Origin of the sequence: Amycolatopsis sp. GA6-003, from assembly GCF_046267895.1 — a bacterium.
Classification (GTDB): domain Bacteria; phylum Actinomycetota; class Actinomycetes; order Mycobacteriales; family Pseudonocardiaceae; genus Amycolatopsis.
In genome coordinates this window covers 273,059-294,367 of record NZ_CP176499.1, presented here as the reverse complement: position 1 = coordinate 294,367, position 21,309 = coordinate 273,059, and the positions used below count along the sequence as shown (strand labels likewise).

The window sequence follows — 21,309 nt, the reverse complement described above, 5'->3', positions numbered from 1 at the left end:
AACCCGCCCCGGTCCCGTTCGGACGGGGGAAGCAGCGGGCTCCCCGGCCGACCGTCAGCAGACGGCGCGAGGTGAGCCACGCCAGCGCGCGGTCGCTGCTGATGACCGTGCTGGGCGAGTACGTGCTGCCCCGCGACCGTCCGGTGTGGACGTCGCTGCTGGTCGAATCCCTCGGCATGCTCGACATCGAGGAGAAGTCGGCACGGCAGGCGCTGGCCCGGTCCGCGGCGGAGGGCTGGCTGGTGTCGGAGCGCATCGGCCGCCGCGTCCGGTGGTCGCTGACCCCGCCGGGGCGGCGGCTGCTCACCGAGGGCGCCGAGCGGATATACGCCTTCGGCCGCGACGCGCGCCCGTGGGAGAACCGCTGGCTGATGCTGATCGTCTCGGTCCCGGAGGCGAAACGCGACCTGCGGCACCGCCTGCGCACCCGCCTCACCTGGGCCGGTTTCGGCTCGCCGGTGGCGGGCGTCTGGGTGAGCCCGGATCCGAGCCGCGAGCCCGAGGCGCAGAAGATCGTCGCCGAACTGGGCCTCGAAGCGCAGGCGATGTCCTTCACCGCGGAGTACGGCGCGATCGGCGACCAGGAGAGCATGGTCGCGCGGTCGTGGGACCTGTCCGAGCTGACCGACCGGTACGAGGACTTCATCGACCGCTTCACCGGCGTGTCGCCCTCCGGCGCGCAAGCGGTGCTGCGCGCGCAGACCGAACTGGTCCACGAATGGCGCCGCTTCCCGTTCCTCGACCCGCAACTGCCCGCGGAGCTGCTGCCGGCGAGCTGGAGCGGAGCCAAAGCGGCGGAACTGTTCCACCGCAAGCACGTCGAATGGCGGCCGGCCGCGCAGGCGTACTGGGACCAGCTCACCGCGAACGAGGAGCAAGCATGACGAAACTGGAACGCGACGGCGGGCTCGCCGTGCTCACCATCGACGAGCCGCCGCTCAACCTGTACACGAAACCGCTCCAGGACGCCCTGCTCGCGGCCATCGGCTCGCTGGAGGAAACGCCCGCCCGAGCCCTCCTGATCCGCGCCGAAGGCCGCGTCGTGAGCGGAGGCGTCGATGTCGCGCTCTTCGATGCACAGTCGTCTCCTGCCGAGGCGAAAGTGCTCTTCGACGAACTGCTCACCGTCCCCGATCGCCTTGCCGCACTGCCGTTTCCGACAGTTTTCGCCGCACACGGTTTATGTCTGACGTGGGCTTTCGAAGTCGCGATGGCGTGCGATCTGCTGCTGGCTTCGTCCCGCGCGAAGTTCGGCTTGGTCGAAAAGGTCGTCGGCCTGACCCCCACCATGGGCGGCACGCAACGCCTGGCCGCCCGCGCCGGGGTGGCGAGGGCGAAGGAGTTCGTCTTCACCGGCGAACCTTTCGACGCGGCGACCTTGGAGCGATGGAACGTCGTCAACCGGGTCCTCCCGGACGAGGGTTTCGACGAGGCAGCCCGAGAGTTCGCCCGCGACCTGGCCGAAGGCCCGACGCAGGCACATGCCGCCACGAAGCGAATCCTGGCCCATTTCGAACACGGCGGAGTACCGGAAGCCAACGCACACGTGACGGCGATCGCCGCGGAGCTGTACAACACCGAGGACTTGCGGGGTGCGGTGAAGTCGTTCCTGACCGAGGGCCCCGGGAAGGCTCGATTCACCGGCCGCTGATGCGGATCCCTGTCCCCCGGCCCTGGTCCCCGCGCGGGACCAGGGCCGGTTGTGGATCTGGCGGGTTTGCGCAGGTCAGGGGGTAATGGAGACCTCGCTGCAGGGGCGGTTGGGGGACCCGCTAGAGTAGTCGCATCGCACTCCACGAGGGGTTCCTCGGGGGGTGAGGAGTCCGGGCTGTGGCGCAGTTTGGTAGCGCACTTGACTGGGGGTCAAGGGGTCGCAGGTTCAAATCCTGTCAGCCCGACCGGACGACGGGTTTCCGCAGCTCAGAGCAGCGGGAGCCCGTTTTTTCATGTGGTCGCAGGTGTCCTTCCGGTCTAGCACAGCGCTCGGTGACACCTTGACTGGAGGCTCTCCTCATGCCGGCCGATGTGACCAAACAGGGTCTGCCCCGCCCAATCGACGACGCATGGCGCTCCTACGTCGAAGAGTGGGACCGCAGCCTCCGCGCCGCCAACCGCCCCCACACCACCCGCTACCACTACGAACTCGCCGTCACCCAGTTCGCGGACTTCCTCGGCGGCGACGAACTCCCCCGGTTCCTCGCCGAGATGGACATGGACTGCACCGACGACAGCGACGCGGCTCAAGACCCGACAGACGTCGGCCGCAAGCACATCGAATGGTTCATCGCCTGGATGATCCACACCCGCTCCGCCTCGACCGCCCTGAACAAATACAAAGCACTCCAGCAGTTCTGCAACTACCTGGTCGAGTCCGACGAGATGGACCGCCACCCAATGGCAAAACTCAGCCAGCCGGCCACCACCGAAAAACTGGTGCCCATCGTCGACGACGACCAGCTCGCCCGCCTGCTCGGCACCTGCCGCGGCAAAACCTTCCGCGACCGTCGAGACACCGCCCTCATCCGGCTCTTCCTCGACACCGGCGCACGCCTCAGCGAGGTCGCGAACCTCACCACGGACGACCTCGACCTCTCCCGAGACGGCATCGTCGTCCGAGGCAAAGGCGACCGCATCCGCTTCATCCCGTTCGGCGAACGAACCGGCCAGGCCCCGAGACTTCGCGCCGACTGCCGCGGGATGATCGCCGCCGTCGCCTCCGCCGCCGCGAACGCCACCTGAGGCAGGACCGTGGTGTAGGTGTCGGAGGTGACCGTGATCGACGAGTGCCGCAGCATCCGCTGCACCACCTTCATCACCACTCCCGCCGCGAGCGCCAGCGTCGCTGCGCCGTGGCGCACGTCATGCAGGCAGATCGGCGGCAACCCCGCTTGGCGGGACAGCTCGTGGAACACGTCGGTGACATGCGCCGGGTGCAACGGCGAACCGTCCCGCTGGGTGAAGGCCAGGTCGTGCTTTTTCCACTGCGATCCGAGGCGTGTCCGGTCCGTGTCCTTCACGGGCGAGGTGTTGGGTGAGCACGAGCGCGGTGTCCTGGTCGATCGCGACCGCGTTCACCGACTCGTCCGTCTTCGGCGACGACTCGCCCGTCTCCCAACCCCACTGCACGATCTGATTCGAGATCCGGACCTCACCTGTAGAGCCCGCACGCCTCGGCCTTGGCCCAGCGCCGACAGAGTGCCGAACTCCGCCGTGTCGTCCGGGAATTGGCCATCACCACCAACGCCAGTGCCGGGCGGGAGCAGACCACAGTCGCATTCTCCCGCCGCGCCTTCGCAAGCAAGCGCGAAGTTCAGAACGGCATGCTCCCGTCGTCGACCGGGAGCACCGGCGGGTCCGCGATGCGGCCACTGTCGTCGATGAGCAGGATCCGTTTGAACGAGCGCAGGCAGAACGCGCGGTCGATGACTTCCGCTTCCGGGGCGGCTTGTGCGACCGCGCGTTCGAACTGGTGCAGTTCGCGCACGTCCCGCAGCCAGGCGAACAGCATGAGGTTGCTGCGCCCGGTCGTGGTCAGGCACGCGCGGATCACCGGCAGCACCGCGAGTTTCCGCGCGACGCCGTCGAGCACCCCGACCGGCGCGCGGGCCCACAGGATGCCGGTTTGCGGCCAGCCGGAGATCTGCTGGGAGATCTCGCAGCGGAACGTCGCGCGGCCCTCGGCGAGGAGCCGGTTCAGGCGGCGCCGGGCGGTCGCCTCGCTGACGCCGATCCGGCGCGCGAGTTCGCTCGTCGACAGGCGGCCGTTCGCGGCGAGCTCGCGGACGACGCGTCCTTCGTCCGGCTGCACGGGCGCGGTGCTCGCCGGGGTGTCCCGGCGCGGGTACGCGGCTTGGAGGGCGTCCTGCTGGGACGGCGACAGCGCCCGCAGCCGCCACTCCCCCGCGTCGCTGTATTTGCCGGTGACGATCTCGGCTCGGATCGCGACGATTCCGTCAAGCGTGGCAAGCGATTCCGACACGTAGTGCGACACCTCGGCCGGATCGCGGCCGACCACGCTCGCGACCAGCGAGCGGGCGCCCGTCGTGTGGTGGACGCTGACGATTTCGCGGTGCTGCGCGAGCCGGGCGGCGACGTCGGTGACCTGCGCGCCGGCGATCTCGATCTCCAGGTAGGCCATCACCCGGTCCGCGCTCGGGAGGCCGAAGTAGCAGGTCACCCAGGCGAGCCCGGCCTCCTCCAGGCGTTCCCAGCGGCGCGCGATGGTCACCGGGTCGACGTCGAGGACGCGTCCGAGCACGCTCCAGGTCGCGCGCGGCCGGATCTGCAGGCAGTTGATGATCCGCAGGTCGAGCTCGTCGACGAGATTCTGCGTCATGAGCCTCCTTCTGACCGCGAAACCGCCGGAAACCGGTCGCGGTGACGAATATCTGGGATTCTACGGCCCTTTCGCGCTCGACTCCGACACTTGTCGCCACAGATTCCCACGTCCCCACGCGAGGAGCGGCGATGACCTCTTCGACCCCCCGTCTCGGCCGGCCGGCGACGTCCGGCGCGAAGGCGCCCGCGGGCTCGAACCTGCGGTCCGCGGTCGGTTTCCTGATCTGCGTCGAGCTGGTCAGCGGCATGGTGCAAGGCTTCTACCCGCCGCTGCTGGCCGGCTTCGGCACGGAACTGCACGTCGGAGCCGGGCCGTTGAACTGGTTCAGCAGCGTGCACCTGCTGGCCGCCGCGGTGTCGGTGCCGGTTTTCGCCGCGCTCGGCGACCGGTTCGGCCACCGGCGCCTGCTGAGCGTCGCGGTGTGGAGCGTCGCCGCCGGAGCCTTGCTCGTCGTGCTCGCGCCGGTCTATCCGCTCGCGTTGCTCGGCCGGGTGCTGCAGGGCCCGCTGGCCGCGTGGATCGCGCTCGAGATCGCGCTGGTGCGGGACAAGGCGACCGGCCCGGCCGCGAACCGCGCCATCGGCTGGCTCGCCGGCGCGCTCACCGCCGGGCTCGTGCTCGGCGGGCTGGTCAGCGGACCGCTGGAGGAACTGCTCGGCGGGGTTCGCCCGGCGCTCGCCGTCCCGGTCGTCCTGACCGCGGCGTGCGGACTGGTCACGAAATTCCTCATCCCCGAGTCTTCGGTGCGGACAGTGCGCAAGATCGACTGGACCGGCGCGGCCGGGCTGTCCGCGGCGCTGGCTCTGGTGCTGCTCGGGCTGTCGCAAGCCGGCCGGGCAGGCTGGGGTTCGCCGACGGCGCTGGCCACGCTCGTCGCGGGTGCGGTCGTGCTCGCCGCCTGGGTCTGGTGGGAGCGGCGGACGCCGGGACCGCTGGTGGACACGCGGATGTTCACCAGCCGGGCGATGTGGCCGGCGATGGCCGCGACACTCCTGTTCGGCGTGTGCTTCTTCGGCAACCAGGTTCCGCTCGTCACGTTCCTCGCCGCGAAACCGGCGGCCGCCAGGTACGGGTTCGGGCTGTCCGCGCAGTCGATCTCGTTGGTGGTGGCGCTGAACTTCCTCGCCGCGGTGGCGGGTTCGGCCGGGTACGGCAGGCTCGCGACCCTCGCCGGCCCGCGCGGCGTGCTGGCGATCGACATCGGCCTTTCCGCCGCCGGTTTTCTCAGCATGGCGTTGCTGCACGCCACGATCGGCGCGGTGCTGGGCGCGCTCGTCGCGACCGGGCTGGGCATGGGCCTGCTGCTGGGCGGCTTGCCCGCGTACATCTCCGGCGCCGCGCCGAAGGACCGGGTCGGCATCGCCTCGGGCACCTACAGCACGGTCAAAGTGCTGGGCGGATCCGTCGCGACCGCGGTCGTCGGCACCTTGCTTTCGAGCTTCCTCTCCGGCGGGGCGGGCGCTCCCGCGGAGACCGGATACACCGTCGTCTGGTCCGTCTGCGCCGGGTGCGCGGCGCTGGGCCTCCTCGTGCTCGCCGCGGCCTGGGCCCGGCGGGAAGAACCCGAACCGATCGAGAAATGAGGACGAATTCCATGAGCAACCGCGGGACCATCCGGCTGGTCGGCGTGCGAATCGTCGACGGGACCGGCGCCGAGCCGGTGGACGACGGCGAAATCGTCGCGACGGACGGGCGGCTCACCTACGTCGGCCCGCGCCGCGACCGTCCGGACGGCCCGGCCCCGGTCCGCACTGTCGACGGCGGAGGGCGGACCGTACTGCCCGGTTTCTTCGACACCCACGTCCACGCGACGATCGCCATCGAAGACGGACCTCGCTCGGTGATCGCCGATTCGGGCAGCTACGCGGCATACAAGACCGCGCAACGGCTGCGCGCGACGCTCGACGCGGGCATCACGACCATCCGCGATCTCGGCGGCCTCGACCACGGTACTCAGCGCGCACTCGCCGAGGGGCTCATCGAAGGGCCCCGGGCGCGGATCGCCGTGTCCGTGCTCTCGCCGACCGGCGGGCACGCGGACATGACCCTGCCCAACGGACTGCTGATGCCCGTCGTCAGCGGGCCGAGCCTGCACCTGGTGGACACCGACGACGACGTGATCACCACGGTCCGCAAACTGCTCCGCTCCGGTGCCGACGTGATCAAGGTCTGCACCACCGGCGGCGTCTCGAGCCCGACCGACCAGCCGGACGACCTCGGCGTCACCGAACACCAGATCAGGCTGATCCGCGCCGAACTGGACCGGCATTCGCGCCCGCGGCAGATCGCCGCGCACGCACAGGGAACCGCCGGGATCCTCGCGGCGATCCGCGGCGGCGTCGACAGCGTCGAGCACGGGTACGAGATCGACCAGGAAGGCATCGATCTGATGCTGGAGAAGGGAACCTGGCTCGTCCCGACGCTCAGCGCCGCCTTGCGCGTGCCGGACCCGGCGCTGGTTCCGGCTTACCTGTACGAGAAGAAGGTGCGGTGGTCGGCGAAAGCCCGCGAGAACATCGCCAAGGCGATCGCCGCCGGAGTCAAGATCGCTCTCGGCACTGACGTCGGCGTGTGCCCGCACGGCCGCAACCTGCTCGAACTGTCGCACTTGGTGGAACTCGGCATGACACCGGCCGACGCTATCGCTGCCGGCACCGCGAACGCCGCCGAACTGCTCGGCCTCGCCGACGAGGCCGGCACCCTGGAACCGGGCAAAGCGGCCGATCTGGTGGTGGTTTCCGGGGATCCGCTGCGAGACATTTCGGTGCTGGCGGATCCCGACTCGATCGAACTCGTGGTGCAGGAGGGCAAGGTCGTCAAGGACCTGCTCCCGGCAGAGGAGCCCGGGCTGGCCCGCAGCGCGTGACCGACCGGGTCTCCTCGGGTCGGCAGCGGCGCATTCTTGACGAATGCGCCGCTGCCGACCACGCGGAATCGTTCAGGTCGAGCATTTCCGCAGAATGCCTTATACCGGTGAAGAGTTGTCCTGAGCCGTCGCATGCGACTCAAACATCGCGCGCTCGGCTTCGGTGATCGGGCGGGGCGCGCGCCGTTCCGCGTCCCACAACACGAGCGTGGCTTCGGAACGGGCGCAAACCGTCGATTCCGCCGACAAGGACTCCACGATGTCGACGCTCGATTCCCCCACCGTACGCACGGCCAGCGAGACGGTGACCGGTCCGGCATCCGGCATCGCCTCGTGGACGAAGTCAAGGCGCTGACTGGCCACGACACAGCGAACAGCGGTCGCCTGCAACGACTTCATCAGCCAGTCCGCTCGCGTCTCCTCGAAGAGGATGAAGCACGCAGTCGCGGTGAGCCGGCCCAGGCCGTCGAAGTCGCTGACCCGCAACCCGAATTCTTTTCGCCACACGCGCCGTTCTCCTATCGCGACTCTCGGACGGCGAGGCAGCACTGTCCTTCCCGGACCGGACCGCGTCGCCGTTGACCCCCCAAGTTTGCCTCAACCCGGCCCGGGCAGCACCGCGGATGTGGCGGGAGTTTTCCGGCTAGGACAGCGCGAGGAGGATGTCGTTGACGCGGTCTTTGGCGTCGCCGAAGAGCATCGCGGAGTTTTCGCGGAAGAACAGGGGGTTCTGCACGCCTGCGTATCCGGAGGCCATGGAGCGTTTGAACACGATCACGTTCTCCGCTTCCCACACCGTCAGCACCGGCATGCCCGCGATCGGGCTGCCCGGGTCCTCCGCCGCGGCCGGGTTCACGGTGTCGTTGGCGCCGATGACGAGGACGACGTCGGTGTCGGCGAAGTCGTCATTGATCTCGTCCAGCTCCAGCACGATGTCATACGGCACCTTCGCCTCGGCGAGGAGCACGTTCATGTGGCCGGGCAGTCGTCCGGCGACGGGGTGGATGCCGAACCGGACGTCGATGCCCTTGTCGCGCAGTTTCCGGGTCAGTTCCGCCACCCCGTACTGGGCCTGCGCGACCGCCATCCCGTAGCCCGGCGTGATGATCACCTTGGACGCCCCGGTGAGCAGTTCCGCCGCGCCCTCGGCGGTGATTTCCCGATGCTCCCCGTAATCCTTGTCGCCGGACGGCCCGGCCTCGATCCCGAACCCGCCCGCGATCACCGAGATGAACGAGCGGTTCATCGCCTTGCACATGATGTAGGACAGATACGCACCCGACGAGCCGACGAGCGCGCCGGTGATGATCAACAGGTCGTTCTCCAACAGGAACCCCGACGCCGCAGCCGCCCACCCGGAATACGAGTTCAGCATGGAGACGACCACCGGCATGTCCCCGCCGCCGATCGAGGCGACCAGATGCCAGCCGAGCGCGAGGGCGAGGATCGTGACGACGATCAGCAGCCACAACGCCGGACTCGCCACGAACCACGCGGTGAACGCCACGAACAGCACCAGAGCGCCGAGGTTGAGGACGTTCTTGCCCGGCAGCATCAACGGCGCGGACTTCATCTTCGCCGACAGCTTCAGGTTCGCCACGATCGACCCGGTGAACGTCACCGCCCCGATGAACACCCCGATGAACACCTCGGCGTGATGGATCCCCAGCGTGCCCAGCGCATCCAGGTGCTGGGCTTCGCCCCCGGCGGGGTCGCACTCGACCTGCAGGTAGCCGTTCCAGCCCACCAAAACCGCGGCGAGACCGACGAACGAATGCAGCAGGGCGATCAGCTCGGGCATCCCGGTCATCTCGACCACCGCCGCCCGCCGCAACCCGATCCCCGCCCCGATCACCATCGCGACGATCATCAACGCGATCGACGTCCCGGTGATCTCCCCGGTGACAGCCTGGGCGATGGTCGCGATCAACGCGACGACCATCCCGGCCATCCCGAAATAGTTCCCGACCCGCGCGGTCTCGTGCCGGGACAATCCGGCGAGCGCGAGAATGAACAACAGCCCGGCCACGATGTAGGCGGCCTGGCTGGCAGTGTGCACAGTCATCAGAACAAAAGGCCTTCCGGGTCAGCTGCGGGAGAACATGGCCAGCATCCGGCGGGTCACCGCGAACCCGCCGAAAATGTTGATCGTCGCCAGCAACGTCGCCACCGCCGCCAGCACCACCACCACCGTGTTCCCGCTGACCAGATTCAGCAGCGCGCCCACCACGATGATCCCGGAAATCGCGTTCGTCACCGACATCAACGGCGTATGCAACGCATGATGCACATGCCCGATCACGTAATAGCCGATCACGATCGCCAACGCGAACACCGTCACATGCGGCAACAGCGCCGCCGGAGCCAACGCCGCCAGCACCAGCACCACCGCCGCGATCCCCAGCACGACCCCGAGCCTGCGGCCGGAGGACATCGGCTGCTTCTCCGGCTCCTCCTTCTTCACCACCGCCGCGGGTTTCTGCGGCGCCGCCGAGACCTGCACCGGAGGCGGCGGCCACGTCAGCTCACCGTTTTTCACGACCGTGATCGACCGGACCACCACATCCTCGAAGTCCACGACCAATTGGCCGTCCTTCTCCGGCGTCATCAGCTTCATCAGATTCACCAAGTTGGTGCCATACAGCTGCGACGCCTGCGCCGGAAGCCGCCCCGCGAGATCCGTGTAACCGAGAATCGTCACCCCGTTCGCGGTCACGACGCTCTCCCCGGCGACCGAGCCCTCGACGTTCCCGCCGTTCGCCGCCGCCATGTCCACAATGACCGAACCCGGCTTCATCGACGCCACCATCTCCGCCGTGATGATCCGCGGCGCCGGACGACCCGGAATCAACGCCGTCGTCACGATGATGTCGACCTCGCGACACTGCGCCGCATAGAGCTCTTTCTCGCGCGCCTTGTAGTCCTCGCCCATCTCCTTCGCATACCCCGTCGCCGAAACCTCCGCGTTCGGGTCCTCGATGGACAGATACTCCCCGCCCAGGCTCCTCACCTGATCAGCGACCTCCGGACGCGGGTCCGTCGCCCGCACAATCGCACCCAGCGACCCCGCCGCCCCGATCGCCGCCAACCCCGCGACACCCGCCCCGACCACCAGCACCTTCGCCGGGTTCACCTTCCCCGCCGCGGTCACCTGACCGGTGAAAAACCGCCCGAACGTGTGCGCCGCCTCCACCACCGCCCGATACCCCGCGATATTCGCCATCGACGACAGCACATCCAGCGACTGCGCCCGCGAGATCCGCGGCACCGCATCCATCGCCAACGCCGTGACCGGCCGCCGCGCCAAATCCTCCACCAACTCCGGCCTCAACGCCGGAGCCAGCAAACTCACCACCGTCCCGCCCGGCTTCACCGCATCCAACTGCCCAGACGACGGCGCATTCACCCCGAACACGACATCCGCCTCGGCAATCGACCCGACCGCCGCACCCGCCTCCGCATACGCCTCGTCAAAAAACCCCGACAACAAACCCGCGCCCGGCTCCACCACGACCTCATAGCCCAGCCCGCGCAGCTTGCCCACCGTCTCCGGAGTCGCCGCGACGCGCGTCTCCCCCGGCTGGGCCTCCTTGAGCACCCCGATCAGCATGCCGTCTCCTTCCCGCCCCCCGCATCTGCCAGGTCGGGCACTGTCCATGATGGACACTTCTCGAACTTCATCCTTTTCGGGCAGCGTCCCAGCAAGCCGCCGTGATCCCGCGTTCCCGGACCTTGCCCTTCTCGATCCGTTCCGACGGCGTCTTCGGCAAGCTCTCGACCACCTCGACGTAGCGCGGCACCGCGAAACGAGGCAGATCTCGGCGCAGGAACTCCACCAGCTCGGCGGGGTCGATCACCGCACCGGGCGACGGGACCACGAGAACGGCGACGTCCTCCTCCCCGCCCTCCGACGGGACGCCGATCGCCGCGACCTCGAGAACCTGCGGGTGCGCGCTGGCCGCCTGTTCGACCTCCCAGGAGGACACGTTTTCGCCGCGGCGGCGGATCGAATCCTTTTTGCGGCCGACGTATTCGAACATCCCGTCGGAGTGCTGGCGGAGCAGATCGCCGGTATGGAACCAGAGATTGCGCCAGGCTGCGGCGGTCTCCTCCGGTTTGGCCCAGTATCCCTGCATCATCGCGAACGGTTCGCCGGTCCGGTAGACGAGTTCGCCCGCCTGGCCCGGTGCGACCGGGAAGTCGTGGTCGTCGACCAGGCGGATCTCCATGCCCGGAACTGCCCTGCCGACGCGTCCCGGCACGGTGCTCCCGGGCGGCGCGGCGGTCAGCAGCGTGCATTCGGTCATGCCGTACGCCTCTACGACCTGGACCCCGAAGCGTTTCTCGAAGCCGCGCAGGATTTCGCTCGGCGTCGAGGAGCACATCGCCGTGCGTGCGGGCAGATCGGCGTCATCGGGTCGCGGCGGCTGCTTGTACAGCATCCACAGCATGGTGCCGATGGTGGCGAAGACCGTTGCCCCGCTTTGCCTTACGTCGTCCCAGAACCGGCTGACGCTGAACTTGCGGCCGAGCACTCCGGTGCCTCCCGCCACCAGCGCGGCGGTGAGGAAAGCGCGAGCGTCGATGTGGAACAACGGTTGTACACAAAGGATGACGTCCGCGGCATCGACTTCCATGACCTGGACCATGTTGTGCGCTTGCACCACATAGGACCGTTGGGGCAGCATCACGCCCTTCGACGGACCGGTCGTCCCCGAGGTGTACATGATCGTCGCGATATCGCCCGGAGCCGGGTCGGGCAGTTCTTCGGCTGAAGCGGCGCCCAAGGCCAGCAAGTCCTCGAAAGAAAGCTGACGGCAGCGGTCACCGAACGGCTGCGAACTGCACTCGCCGATGCAGACCACGAACTCGGGGTCACAGTTGCTCGTCTGCGCGAGGATCTGAAGGTAGTCCTCAGTCCCGACCAGCACTCGCGGCGACGCGTCGGCCACGAAGTACTCCAGGAGCCTGCCGCGGGCTTCCGCATTGAACGGAACGTCGACGGCGCGGGCGGCGTTGGCGCCGAGCCACGTCCACACGTACTCGGCCCGGTTGCCGCACATCACGCCGACCCGGTCTCCGGGTTCGACCCCGAGCGCACGCAGACCGCGAGCTGTCTGCTCCACACACCTGAGCGCCTCCTGCCGCGTGAAGCTCTCGCCGACGATCCGGAGGCATTCGCGACCGGGATCTTCTGCGGCTGCCGCGCGGAGCGTCAGCAGAAGGCTGTTCTCGATGCTCATGCCCCGATGATGCTCCTCCGCCGCGGAGAAACGGCTGTCCGCACTCGCCTTATGCCCGCGTGGGGGAAAGATTTCCGGCACGCCCAACGCCTCCGGTCAGCCCACTGGCAACGCGGTCGGCGGATGCAGGCCCGCTGGCAGCAATCGGAGTCCGCGAACCGCCTGCAGCATCCGGGCAGCCGTGCCGGGGTACGGGTCGACAGGGGTGTTCACCCGCACCACCAGTTCGCTGCCGTCGCCGCCGGTGAGCGTCAGGACGACGTCGGTGCTGGCCTGTCCCGGCTTGGCCGCCGAGCCGCCGAAACCCGACCACTCCAGTCGAAGCCGTTCGCTCTCTCCGTCATGGAGGACGACGCTCTGGGAGAAACCCTCCACCTCGCCCGGGTGCACCACGATGTCGCCGATCGTCGACTCGGTCTCCGCCGCCGCCAGACCGCCCTCCGAAACCAGGGCGTGGTCTCCCAAGCCCAAGACGTCCGCGACGAGGCGAGCCGATTCGCGCAGCAACGCGTCCGCCCGCCACGACAGTCCGGAAGTCCTGGTGCCCACGCCGAATTCCTGCGCCAGGACGTCGCGTCCCCACGAGGAGATGTTCGAGACCCGCTGGCCCCGCACCGACACCGGCCCGGGCACACCGCTGGAGAGCAGAGCCGGGAGCACGTCCAGCCACAGACCGGGGATCATGCCGGTGCCGACCATCCGCGATCCTGATTCCCGCGCCGCGGTCTCGACGCGCTCGCGGACCTCCGGGGCCAGCGCCGCGCGCGGATCGACGAAGCAGGCGTGCACCTGGTCCACCCCTGCGGCCGCGCAGGCGGCCAGGGTCTGCTCGTGGCGTTCGCCCGTGAGACCGGCGTAGAGGAGGACGTCGAACTCGCCGCTCGCCAGCGCCGCTTCGAGGTCCGCAGTGGCCGGCACGCCGACCGGAGCTTGGCCCACGAGTTCGCCGATGTCCTTGCCCGCCTTGCCGGGCGAGTGCACGATCGCGCTCGTCAGGAGAAACGGGGTTTGCGGAAGGGCCGCCAGCAGTTCCGCCGCGGTGCGCCCGGTGCCGTAGATGCCGACTCTGATGCGAGAGCTCATGCCACCAGCATGCGGGGTGACTCCTCCCGGATTCATCCCCCGCCTGGGCACTGTTGGTCTTCCCCGGCACATGAACCGTCGGCCGCCGACACGCTCCACATTGGACACCGCTGATGCCGAAACAGCCCGTGCGCCACCAAAAGCCGCCGCGACGCAGTCGGCCCACCCAGGTGGGCGCTCTTCGCATCGCAACCGCCCGATTCGCCGGTTGCCCGGCCATCGTGGCGGCATGACTACTTCCACCTCCGCCGACCTCTTCGATCTCACCGGGAAACGCGTTCTCGTCACCGGGGCCAGCCGCGGCATCGGCCAGGCCATCTCCGTCGGACTCGCGCAGCGCGGAGCCCGCGTCGTCGGGGCGGCACGGTCCGTCGAAGGCCTCAAGGAGACCGCCGGCCTCGTCGCGGACGGTCCGGGCAGCTTCCAGCCCTACGCGGTCGACCTCCGTTCCCCGGAATCGATCGACGCGTGCATCGCCGCCGCGGTCGAGGAACTCGGCGGGCTGGACGTCCTGGTGAACAACGCGGCCGACGATCACGACTCCTCGATCGAGGACACCGATCTCGCCACCTTCCAACGCGTCCTCGAACTCAACCTGCAATCGTGCTGGCTCCTGCTCCGCGGCGCGTCGCCGCACCTCAAGGCGAGCGAGGGCCGGGTCATCAACATCGCGTCGATTCTGGGACTCGTCGCCATCCGCAACGACACCGCCTACATTTCCGCCAAGCACGCCCTCATCGGCCTCACCAAAGCCGTCGCGCTCGAATGGGCCCGCCAGGGGGTGCGCGTCAACGCCGTCTGCCCCGGCTACGTGGAGACCTCGATGCTGCCGGACCTGGAGGCCAACGAGCCGGTGGCCAAGTACATCCGCCGGATGACCCCGATGGGCCGCTGGGCGCAGCCCGAGGAATACATCGGGCCTGCCGTGTTCCTCGCGTCCGACGCCTCCAGCTTCATGACCGGGCAAACCCTGGTGGTCGACGGAGGGCTGACCGCGCAGTAACCCCGGGCCACCCGAAACTCGCAGACCGGAGAACAGATGTCAGCCAGCAACCGCAATCGCCCGCTCCGCGTGATCGCCGTCGGCGGGGCCGGGTCCATGGGCCGCTGGGCGGTCCGCACGATCGCCCGGCTCGGCAGCGCTTCCGTACTGACCGTCGCCGACCTCGACCTGGAACGGGCTGGTCGGGTCGCCGAGTCGGTCGGCGCACCGTGCCGCACCGTCCGGCTCGACGCCACCGAAAGCGCGCAGCTCCGCGCCGCCTTCGCCGACCACGACGTCGTCGTGAACACCATGGGGCCGTTCGCCACGTTCGCGCGGCCCATTCTCGAAGCCGCCGTCGAGTCCGGATGCCATTACCTGGACATCAACGACGACTGGCAGCCCACCCTCGACGCGTTCGACCTCGACGGGCAGGCCCGCCGGCGAGAACTGCACGTGGTGGTCGGGCTGGGCGGCAGCCCCGGAGTCACCAATCTGTGCGCCGCGTACGGCGCCAGCAAGCTCGACACGGTGCACGAACTCCACACCGGATGGAAGCTGAGCGGGGCGACGATCGTCGACGAGCCCGGTTTTCCCGCGCCCGCCGCGTCGGCGGCGGTGGAGCACTGGCTGCACCAGTGTTCCCAGCCGGTCCGGGCGTGGGTCGACGGGGCCGCCGGCTGGGTGGAGCCGGTCGAGGAAGTCGAACTGGCATTCCCCGGTCTGGGCAAGGTGAAGGGATACACCATGGGCCACCCCGAACCGGTGACCCTTCCGCGCCGCTATCCCGGGCTGCGCTCGTCGCTCAACCTGCAGTCCGGGCCGGCCTGGCTTCTCGAATACCTCCGGGAGGTCAGCAGTCGTTTCGCGGCCGGGGAATTCGACCTGCGCACCGGCGCCGCGATGCTCGCCGACCCGCCGCGCGGCGACGCACCCGCGGAGCGGAGCCCACTGCCGGTCGAATGGTCCTTGGCGATCGGCGAGAAGAACGGCCTTCCGTGCCGTGTCGCGGTGTACCCCAAGGCATTCCACCCGGCGAAGATGGGCGGCAACACGGGAATTCCGCTCGCCGTCGGCGTCGAACTGCTCCGGCGCGGGGAACTGCTCGACACCGGCGTTCACGCGCCCGAGACCGCAATCGATCCCCGCACTTTCTTCGACCTGCTGGCTCCGCTCACCGAGCCCGGCCTGCGCGGCGCGGACGACTTGCTGGCCGTCGTCGAAGAAACCGGCTGAACGGCCACGGGACCGCCAGGCGGATCAGTGATCAGTGCCTGGCGGTCCCGTGCGGAGCAAGGATCAGGCGGCTCCCGCAGCCTCCGCGTCCCACGCCGCGCTCGAGAGACCCCGCTCGCGCACGATCCCCTTCGCGATCCGCTCCGAAGGGGTCTTCGGAAGACTCGCCACGACTTCCACAAACCGCGGCAACGCATAACGCGGCAAATCACGCGCCAGGAACGAACGCAGCTCCGCCGGGTCGGGATCGCCGTGGCCAGCCGGTACGACAAGCAGCGCGACATCCTCGTCGCCCACGTCGGACGGGACGCCGATCGCCGCCGCCTCCAAAACCCGCTCGTGCCGCACCGCGGCCTGCTCGACCTCCCAGGCCGACACGTTCTCGCCGCGGCGCCGGATCGAATCCTTCAGCCGCCCGACGTACTCGAAACGGCCGTCGGGCCGCTGCACCACCAAATCCCCGGTGTGGAACCACAACCCGCGCCAGGCCTCGACAGTCGCGTCCGGCCGGTTCCAGTACCCGGCCATCATCAGATGCGCCTTCTTCGGCCGCGCGAGCAGCTGTCCGGGCGTGCCCGCGGGAACCGGGCGGTCGGCGGCGTCGGCGACCCGGACCTCGACCCACGGCGGCGGCGTCCCGAGATTGCCCGGCTCGGCGTCGCCCGCCCGCTGCGCCAGCAGGAGCCCGAATTCCGTCATGCCGTAGCCCTCGATGAGCGTGCAGCGGAACCGTTTCTCGAAGTCCCGCTGCACGCTGGCCGGCGTGGCGGATCCGATGCCGATCCGCGGCCGGGCCGACGGCGAGAGCGGCCGGGGAGGCTGTTTGTGGATCAGGTGGATCATCGTGCCGACGTAGAAAAAGAAATCGACGTCGTAGTTCTCGACTTCCGCCCAGAACCGGCTCGCGCTGAACCGCGTGCCCAGAAAGAGTTCCCCGCGCAGGAACAACGCCGTGACCACCGCGGACCGGCCGTCGACGTGGCACAGCGGCTGGACGCAGTAGGACGTCGCGCCCGGCCGGAGCCCGAACAGCTCGAAGTAGGCCGGCGGCAATGCCGCGTAGTAGCCCTGCGAGAGCATCACGCCCTTCGACGGGCCAGTCGTGCCCGAGGAGTACATGATCGTGCCCACGGTGTCCGCGTCCGGCAGCACCAGTTCCTGCGCCGAGCTCGCGCCGAGGGCACGCAATTCGGCGAAGCTGAGGTGCCTGACGCCCTGGCCGAAGGGCGGCTCGTCTCCCTCTGGTTCTCCGATGAGGACCGCCAGTTCCGGCGGCGTGGAAACGACCTGGGCGAGCCGGGAGAGAAGCGCCCAGGTCCCGATGACGGCCTTCGGCGACAGATCCTCGGCCAGGTACCGGAGAAACGCGCCCGGGGCTTCCGCGGAGATCGGCGCGTCGACGGCTCCCCTCGCTTGCACGCCGAACCACGCCCAGACCGCCTCCAGCCGGTTCGGCGTCAGGATGATCACGCGGTCCCCCGGCAGCACGCCGACGTGCGCGAGCCCGGCCGCGGTCTCGCGGACCGCATCCCAGGCTTCGCCGTAGGTCGCCTGGGCGCCCTCGATGGAGACCAGCGGGAGGTGCGGGGTCTCGGACGCGGCGAGCGCCAGTTCGCGAACCGGCGTATTTCGTGGGTCGAAATCCATGGTCACCCGGCGATCCTCCCCAGCGGGGCCCGATGCGCGCCAGCACGTCGCCGCGAAATACGCCCAGTCAGGGGGGATCCATGCGCGCCGGCTTTCCCCCGGGTGGGCGTATTCGGTGATCAGGTGCGCGAAAACCCGCTCCGGACAACGATTCTTGCCGCACGGCAGTCATCGCACGGCCGGTCCGAACCTCCGCAGCCGACCCGCTGCGGGGCCCTCGCCGCCGCGCCCCTCGGGCACAGCCGACCTTTTCCGTCCAGCACGGTCGAAAACCCGGGACCGGGCCGTCCGGTGACCAACGCGAAAGGAGAACAGCGTGCGACTCATCATCATCGGAGGAGCCGGCGACATGGGGCGGGTCGCCTGCCGGACGACCGTCGCCGATCCGGCGATCACCTCGCTGACCGTCGCCGACCGGGACGGCGCCCGCGCCGCCGCGGTCGCGGAGGAGCTGGGCGCGAAAGCCCGCGGCATCGAACTCGACATCACCGACCAGTACGCGCTTCGCGCCGCGATCGCGGACGCGGACATCGTGCTGAACACCGTGGGCCCGTTCTACCTTTACGGCCGTCCGGTGCTGGAGGCCGCCCTCGACGCCGGCAAGCACTACACGGACATCGCCGACGACTGGGAACCCACGATGGAGATGCTGGAGCTCGACGAGGTCGCGCGCGCGAAAGGCGTCACGGCCATCATCGGCATGGGCGCCTCTCCCGGAATGTCCAATCTGCTCGCCGCGGTCGCCTACCGGCAGCTCGACGAGGTCGGCAAGCTGTACACGGTGTGGCGCGGGGGTTCCGGCATCCCGAAAGCCCCGTCGAACCCCGACGAGGTCAAGCCCGCCGCCGCGATCGAACACTGGATCCACAACCTCGCCGAGCCGATCCTGGTCTGGCGCGACGGCGCCTTCCAGGACTCGGAAGCCCTCGAGGAACTGGTCGTGGACTATCCCGGCATCGGAGCCGCCCCGGTGTGGACCTGCGGCCATCCGGAACCGATCACGCTCCCCCGCTACTTCCCCGACGTCAAGGAATCGCTGAACCTCATGTTCGCCCGCCCCGGCCTCATCGCCGCCGCCCGCGCGGTCCGGGACCGCGTCCGCTCCGGCGAGCTGACCGTTCCCGACGCCAGCAAGGCTTTCATCCTGGAACCCGGCCGCCGCGGACCGGAAGCGGGGCCTGTCCCCGAGTTCCCCGGGGTCTTCGCGTACGCCGAGGGAACCAAGGCAGGCCGCCCGGCGCGGGTCGCGGTGTCGACCAATCACATGCCCGAAGGCGAGATGGGCGAAGCGACCTGCGTGCCCACCGCGATCGCGGTCGGCATGCTGGCGCGCGGCGAAATCTCGGCGACCGGGGTGTTCGGTCCCGAAGGATGCGTCGATCCGCTGGCATTCTTCGACCGCCTCGGTCCGTTCGCGGGCGACCGAGCCTCGCTCGCCCCGCTCGACATCCGGGTGGAGGCAGCCTGATGCCGGTCACCGATTACGTGAAGCCCGAGGGTCTCTACCGGCCGCGCGGTTTCGTGCACGTCGCCGTCGCCACCGGTGCCAAGGTGGTCGAAATCGGCGGACAGATCTCCGTCGACGTGAACGACCAGCTGCAGCATCCGGGCGACTATGCCGGACAGACGGAACTGGCACTGCGCAACGTCGTTCGCGCCGCCGAGGGAGCGGGCGCGCGCGTCAGCGATATCGCGAAGCTCCGCATCTATATCGTCGATTATCGGCCTGAGATCAACGACGCGGTATTCGGCGGGTTCGGCGCCGCCGTAGCCGCCACCGGACTACGCGTCCCCGCGATGCTCGTCGTAGGCATCGGCGCTCTCGCCTTCGAAGGCGCACTCGTGGAGATCGACGCCACCGCCTACTGCTGAGCCCCGACCGCACACCGAACGCCTCCGACGCGCTCCCCGGCGCGGCGGAGGCGTTCGCATGCGCGGAGCGCGGGGGATTCGCGAAGCTCCCGGCACCGGCCGTACTATCGGGCCATGAGCGCTGCTTCTGACGCCGGCAACCCGGACGCGGAGCCCGCAGCCGACGGCGTCGGCGTGCGGGAACGCATTCTCGCCGCCGCGGTCTCCCTGTTCCAGGAGTCCGGCTACGGAAGCACCTCGATGACCCGGATCGCGCGAGCGGCGCACATCACTCCTGCCGCGATCTACTGGCATTTCCCGTCGAAGCAGGAACTGCTCGCCGAAATGCTGAAGGACATGTACCGCCGGTCCTATGCCGACCTCCGGGATTCGGTGCGCGCCGAAGGCACCGCGACCGAGCGGCTGGGCGACTACATCCGCTCCTACATCCGGATCCAGCTCGAAGACGCCGGGGAACGGCGGAACCACAGCTACTCGACGCTCTCCTCCTCGCTGACCGCCGAGGGCCAACGCGAATTGGGCCGGCTCAGCCGCCCCTATCTCGAACTGCTCCGCGAAATCCTTCACCAGGGCATCGAGAGCGGCGAGTTCGACCCCGTCGACGTGCCGGTCATGTCGCACGCGATCGCGACGATGTGCGAATACGTCTTCACCTGGTTCCGCCCGCACGGACGTCTCACGATCGGCGAAGCGGCGGACCGGCACTTCGAATACGTGCTCCGCATGGTCCGCACCACGCCGGGCCGCTAAAGCGCCCGAAGCAGGCCACAGCCGTCCGCTGCCGCCGCCCTTACGACGGGACTTCACGCTCCCTGACTTGACGGCCGCGCCGTCCCCCAGGTGGGCCAACAAGTGTGGCGTACCGCACCGAGATCTCCGCAGTCCGAGGCATCCTCACACATCGCTTCGAACTGACGAGAGGTGAGATCGTGACGGCCAAGCCAAAGGTGGCGCTCGCCATGGTTAGCGCGCTGTGCCTCGCCGCGATGTCCGCGTGCGGCTCATCATCCGGCTCGGGCCCCGGAACAGGCGACGACTTGTCCGGGCAGAAGCTCGTTTACGTGAACTACGGCGGCGATTCGATGAAGGCCGCCCAGCAAGCGTGGCTCGACCCGTTCCGGAAGAAGACCGGGGTCCAGATCGCCACCGACTCCCCCTCGGACCCGGCCAAGGTGAAGGCGATGGTCGACGCGGGCAACCCCACCTGGGACGTCATCGACCTCGACACGGCCTCGGGGGCCAACGGCTGCGGCACGATGTTCGCGAAGCGTTCCGAAACCGGCGTGGACATCAAGGACGTCGACCCCAAGTACGTCACCGACGAGTGCGGGGTGCCGATCCTTGTCCAGGCCGTCGCGCTCGTCTACAACACCGCCAAGTTCGGCGGCAGCCCGCCGACGAAGATCACGGACTTCATGGACACCGCGAAATTCCCGGGCCAGCGGCTCATTTTCAATTACGCGCTCGGCGGCTTGGACCCGATCCTGCTGGCGAGCGGCGTCACGCCGGACAAGCTCTACCCGCTGGACACCGACCGAGCCGCCGCGAGCGTGCGCGCGCTCGGCACAAACCTGACGCTCGAGGCCACGCTCGCACAGCAGACTCAGGACCTCGAAGCGGGCAATTTCTCGATGTGCCTGTGCTACGTCGGCCGCGCCGCCCTTTCCGCCCAGAACGGCGCACCCATCGGCGTCGTGTGGGACAAGGCTTGGGAGGCATGGGACGCCGTCTACGCGATCAAGGGCTCGAAGGCGCCCAAGGCCCAAAGCGCGCTCCTGAACTACCTCGCGACGCCTGAGGCACAGAGCGCCTTCACCGAACAACTGCCTTACGGCCCCACGACACCAGCGTCGAAGCCCCAGGTTCCCGCGGAGTTCAAGAAGTGGCTCCCGCAGGAAAACCTCGCCCAGATGGGCCCGCAGGGTGAAGTGGTCTCCGACCTGAAGTGGTGGACCGCGAATTCCGACCAGGCATTCGCGGCGTGGACCGCGATGACCGCCGGCTGACGCGGCACGCGAAAGCTAGCGAAGGAGGAATGACC

Annotated in this window: 18 protein-coding genes, 1 tRNA gene and 1 pseudogene; 12 read left to right on the top strand and 8 right to left on the bottom strand. The window is 69.0% G+C overall.

The features are described 5' to 3' along the window. Positions 1 to 101 precede the first annotated feature (101 nt). From F9C12_RS01315 to F9C12_RS01300, 4 genes are all read left to right on the top strand, one after another. Positions 102 to 884: a PaaX family transcriptional regulator C-terminal domain-containing protein gene (locus F9C12_RS01315; RefSeq protein WP_409467167.1), complete on the top strand. Its 783-nt coding sequence runs from the start codon at positions 102 to 104 to the stop codon at positions 882 to 884. Further along, complete coding sequence (locus F9C12_RS01310; protein ID WP_409464423.1) at positions 881 to 1,651, top strand: enoyl-CoA hydratase/isomerase family protein; 771 nt, start codon at positions 881 to 883, stop codon at positions 1,649 to 1,651. Before F9C12_RS01315 ends, F9C12_RS01310 begins: the two co-directional genes overlap by 4 nt. A 173-nt stretch (positions 1,652 to 1,824) precedes the next feature. Further along, positions 1,825 to 1,898, top strand: a tRNA-Pro gene (locus tag F9C12_RS01305). A gap of 115 nt (positions 1,899 to 2,013) precedes the next feature. Further along, complete coding sequence (locus F9C12_RS01300) at positions 2,014 to 2,739, top strand: tyrosine-type recombinase/integrase (RefSeq protein WP_409464422.1); 726 nt, start codon at positions 2,014 to 2,016, stop codon at positions 2,737 to 2,739. 62 nt (positions 2,740 to 2,801) lie between these two features. Here F9C12_RS01300 and F9C12_RS01295 read toward each other — a convergent pair. Both F9C12_RS01295 and F9C12_RS01290 read right to left on the bottom strand, forming a co-directional pair. Then, positions 2,802 to 3,017, bottom strand: a pseudogene (locus F9C12_RS01295) (site-specific integrase); the annotation flags it as partial. 293 nt (positions 3,018 to 3,310) lie between these two features. Beyond that, entirely contained in the window at positions 3,311 to 4,336 is a 1,026-nt protein-coding gene (locus F9C12_RS01290) for an Lrp/AsnC family transcriptional regulator (RefSeq protein ID WP_409464421.1), read from the bottom strand. A 131-nt stretch (positions 4,337 to 4,467) separates the two neighbouring features. Here F9C12_RS01290 and F9C12_RS01285 point away from each other — a divergent pair, with 131 nt between their 5' ends. Next, a complete protein-coding gene (locus F9C12_RS01285) occupies positions 4,468 to 5,922 on the top strand; it encodes an MFS transporter (RefSeq protein WP_409464420.1) in 1,455 nt (484 codons plus the stop codon). 11 nt (positions 5,923 to 5,933) lie between these two features. Beyond that, the gene (locus tag F9C12_RS01280; protein ID WP_409464419.1) at positions 5,934 to 7,205 is read left to right on the top strand and encodes an amidohydrolase family protein; all 1,272 of its coding nucleotides are present in this window, start codon (positions 5,934 to 5,936) and stop codon (positions 7,203 to 7,205) included. A gap of 99 nt (positions 7,206 to 7,304) precedes the next feature. Here the strand turns inward: F9C12_RS01280 and F9C12_RS01275 are convergent, their stop codons facing one another. The 5 genes from F9C12_RS01275 to F9C12_RS01255 all read right to left on the bottom strand — a co-directional run bounded on the left by F9C12_RS01275 (position 7,305) and on the right by F9C12_RS01255 (position 13,531). Next, positions 7,305 to 7,691 (bottom strand): acyl-CoA thioesterase, encoded by a 387-nt coding sequence (locus tag F9C12_RS01275; RefSeq protein WP_409464418.1) that lies wholly within the window; start codon positions 7,689 to 7,691, stop codon positions 7,305 to 7,307. Between the two features lie 157 nt (positions 7,692 to 7,848). Beyond that, positions 7,849 to 9,270: a Re/Si-specific NAD(P)(+) transhydrogenase subunit beta gene (pntB, locus tag F9C12_RS01270; protein ID WP_409464417.1), complete on the bottom strand. Its 1,422-nt coding sequence runs from the start codon at positions 9,268 to 9,270 to the stop codon at positions 7,849 to 7,851. Positions 9,271 to 9,291: 21 nt separating this feature from the next. Next, entirely contained in the window at positions 9,292 to 10,815 is a 1,524-nt protein-coding gene (locus F9C12_RS01265) for a Re/Si-specific NAD(P)(+) transhydrogenase subunit alpha (RefSeq protein ID WP_409464416.1), read from the bottom strand. 67 nt (positions 10,816 to 10,882) lie between these two features. Further along, positions 10,883 to 12,448 carry an AMP-binding protein gene (locus F9C12_RS01260; RefSeq protein WP_409464415.1) on the bottom strand — a complete coding sequence of 522 codons (1,566 nt, stop codon included), beginning with the start codon at positions 12,446 to 12,448 and terminating at the stop codon, positions 10,883 to 10,885. A 96-nt stretch (positions 12,449 to 12,544) separates the two neighbouring features. After that, on the bottom strand, positions 12,545 to 13,531 hold the full coding sequence (locus tag F9C12_RS01255; RefSeq protein WP_409464414.1) for a hypothetical protein: 987 nt from the start codon (positions 13,529 to 13,531) through the stop codon (positions 12,545 to 12,547). Between the two features lie 229 nt (positions 13,532 to 13,760). On the opposite strand from F9C12_RS01255, the gene F9C12_RS01250 reads away from it, so the two are divergent. Together F9C12_RS01250 and F9C12_RS01245 are read left to right on the top strand one after the other, a co-directional pair. Continuing rightward, the gene (locus tag F9C12_RS01250; protein WP_409464413.1) at positions 13,761 to 14,534 is read left to right on the top strand and encodes an SDR family NAD(P)-dependent oxidoreductase; all 774 of its coding nucleotides are present in this window, start codon (positions 13,761 to 13,763) and stop codon (positions 14,532 to 14,534) included. 36 nt (positions 14,535 to 14,570) lie between these two features. Then, positions 14,571 to 15,749 carry a saccharopine dehydrogenase family protein gene (locus tag F9C12_RS01245; protein ID WP_409464412.1) on the top strand — a complete coding sequence of 393 codons (1,179 nt, stop codon included), beginning with the start codon at positions 14,571 to 14,573 and terminating at the stop codon, positions 15,747 to 15,749. Positions 15,750 to 15,812: 63 nt separating this feature from the next. Here the strand turns inward: F9C12_RS01245 and F9C12_RS01240 are convergent, their stop codons facing one another. Then, the gene (locus tag F9C12_RS01240) at positions 15,813 to 17,396 is read right to left on the bottom strand and encodes an AMP-binding protein (RefSeq protein WP_409467166.1); all 1,584 of its coding nucleotides are present in this window, start codon (positions 17,394 to 17,396) and stop codon (positions 15,813 to 15,815) included. A gap of 316 nt (positions 17,397 to 17,712) precedes the next feature. On the opposite strand from F9C12_RS01240, the gene F9C12_RS01235 reads away from it, so the two are divergent. The 4 genes from F9C12_RS01235 (at position 17,713) to F9C12_RS01220 (ending at position 21,274) form a co-directional block, all read left to right on the top strand. After that, positions 17,713 to 18,864, top strand: a complete 1,152-nt coding sequence (locus F9C12_RS01235) for a saccharopine dehydrogenase family protein (protein ID WP_409464411.1) — start codon at positions 17,713 to 17,715, stop codon at positions 18,862 to 18,864. Next, a complete protein-coding gene (locus F9C12_RS01230) occupies positions 18,864 to 19,268 on the top strand; it encodes a RidA family protein (RefSeq protein ID WP_409464410.1) in 405 nt (134 codons plus the stop codon). The genes F9C12_RS01235 and F9C12_RS01230 overlap by 1 nt, the downstream gene beginning before the upstream one ends. Positions 19,269 to 19,382: 114 nt before the next feature. Beyond that, on the top strand, positions 19,383 to 20,018 hold the full coding sequence (locus F9C12_RS01225) for a TetR/AcrR family transcriptional regulator (protein ID WP_409464409.1): 636 nt from the start codon (positions 19,383 to 19,385) through the stop codon (positions 20,016 to 20,018). A 179-nt stretch (positions 20,019 to 20,197) separates the two neighbouring features. After that, entirely contained in the window at positions 20,198 to 21,274 is a 1,077-nt protein-coding gene (locus F9C12_RS01220; protein ID WP_409464408.1) for an extracellular solute-binding protein, read from the top strand. The last annotated feature ends 35 nt before the right edge of the window (positions 21,275 to 21,309 follow it).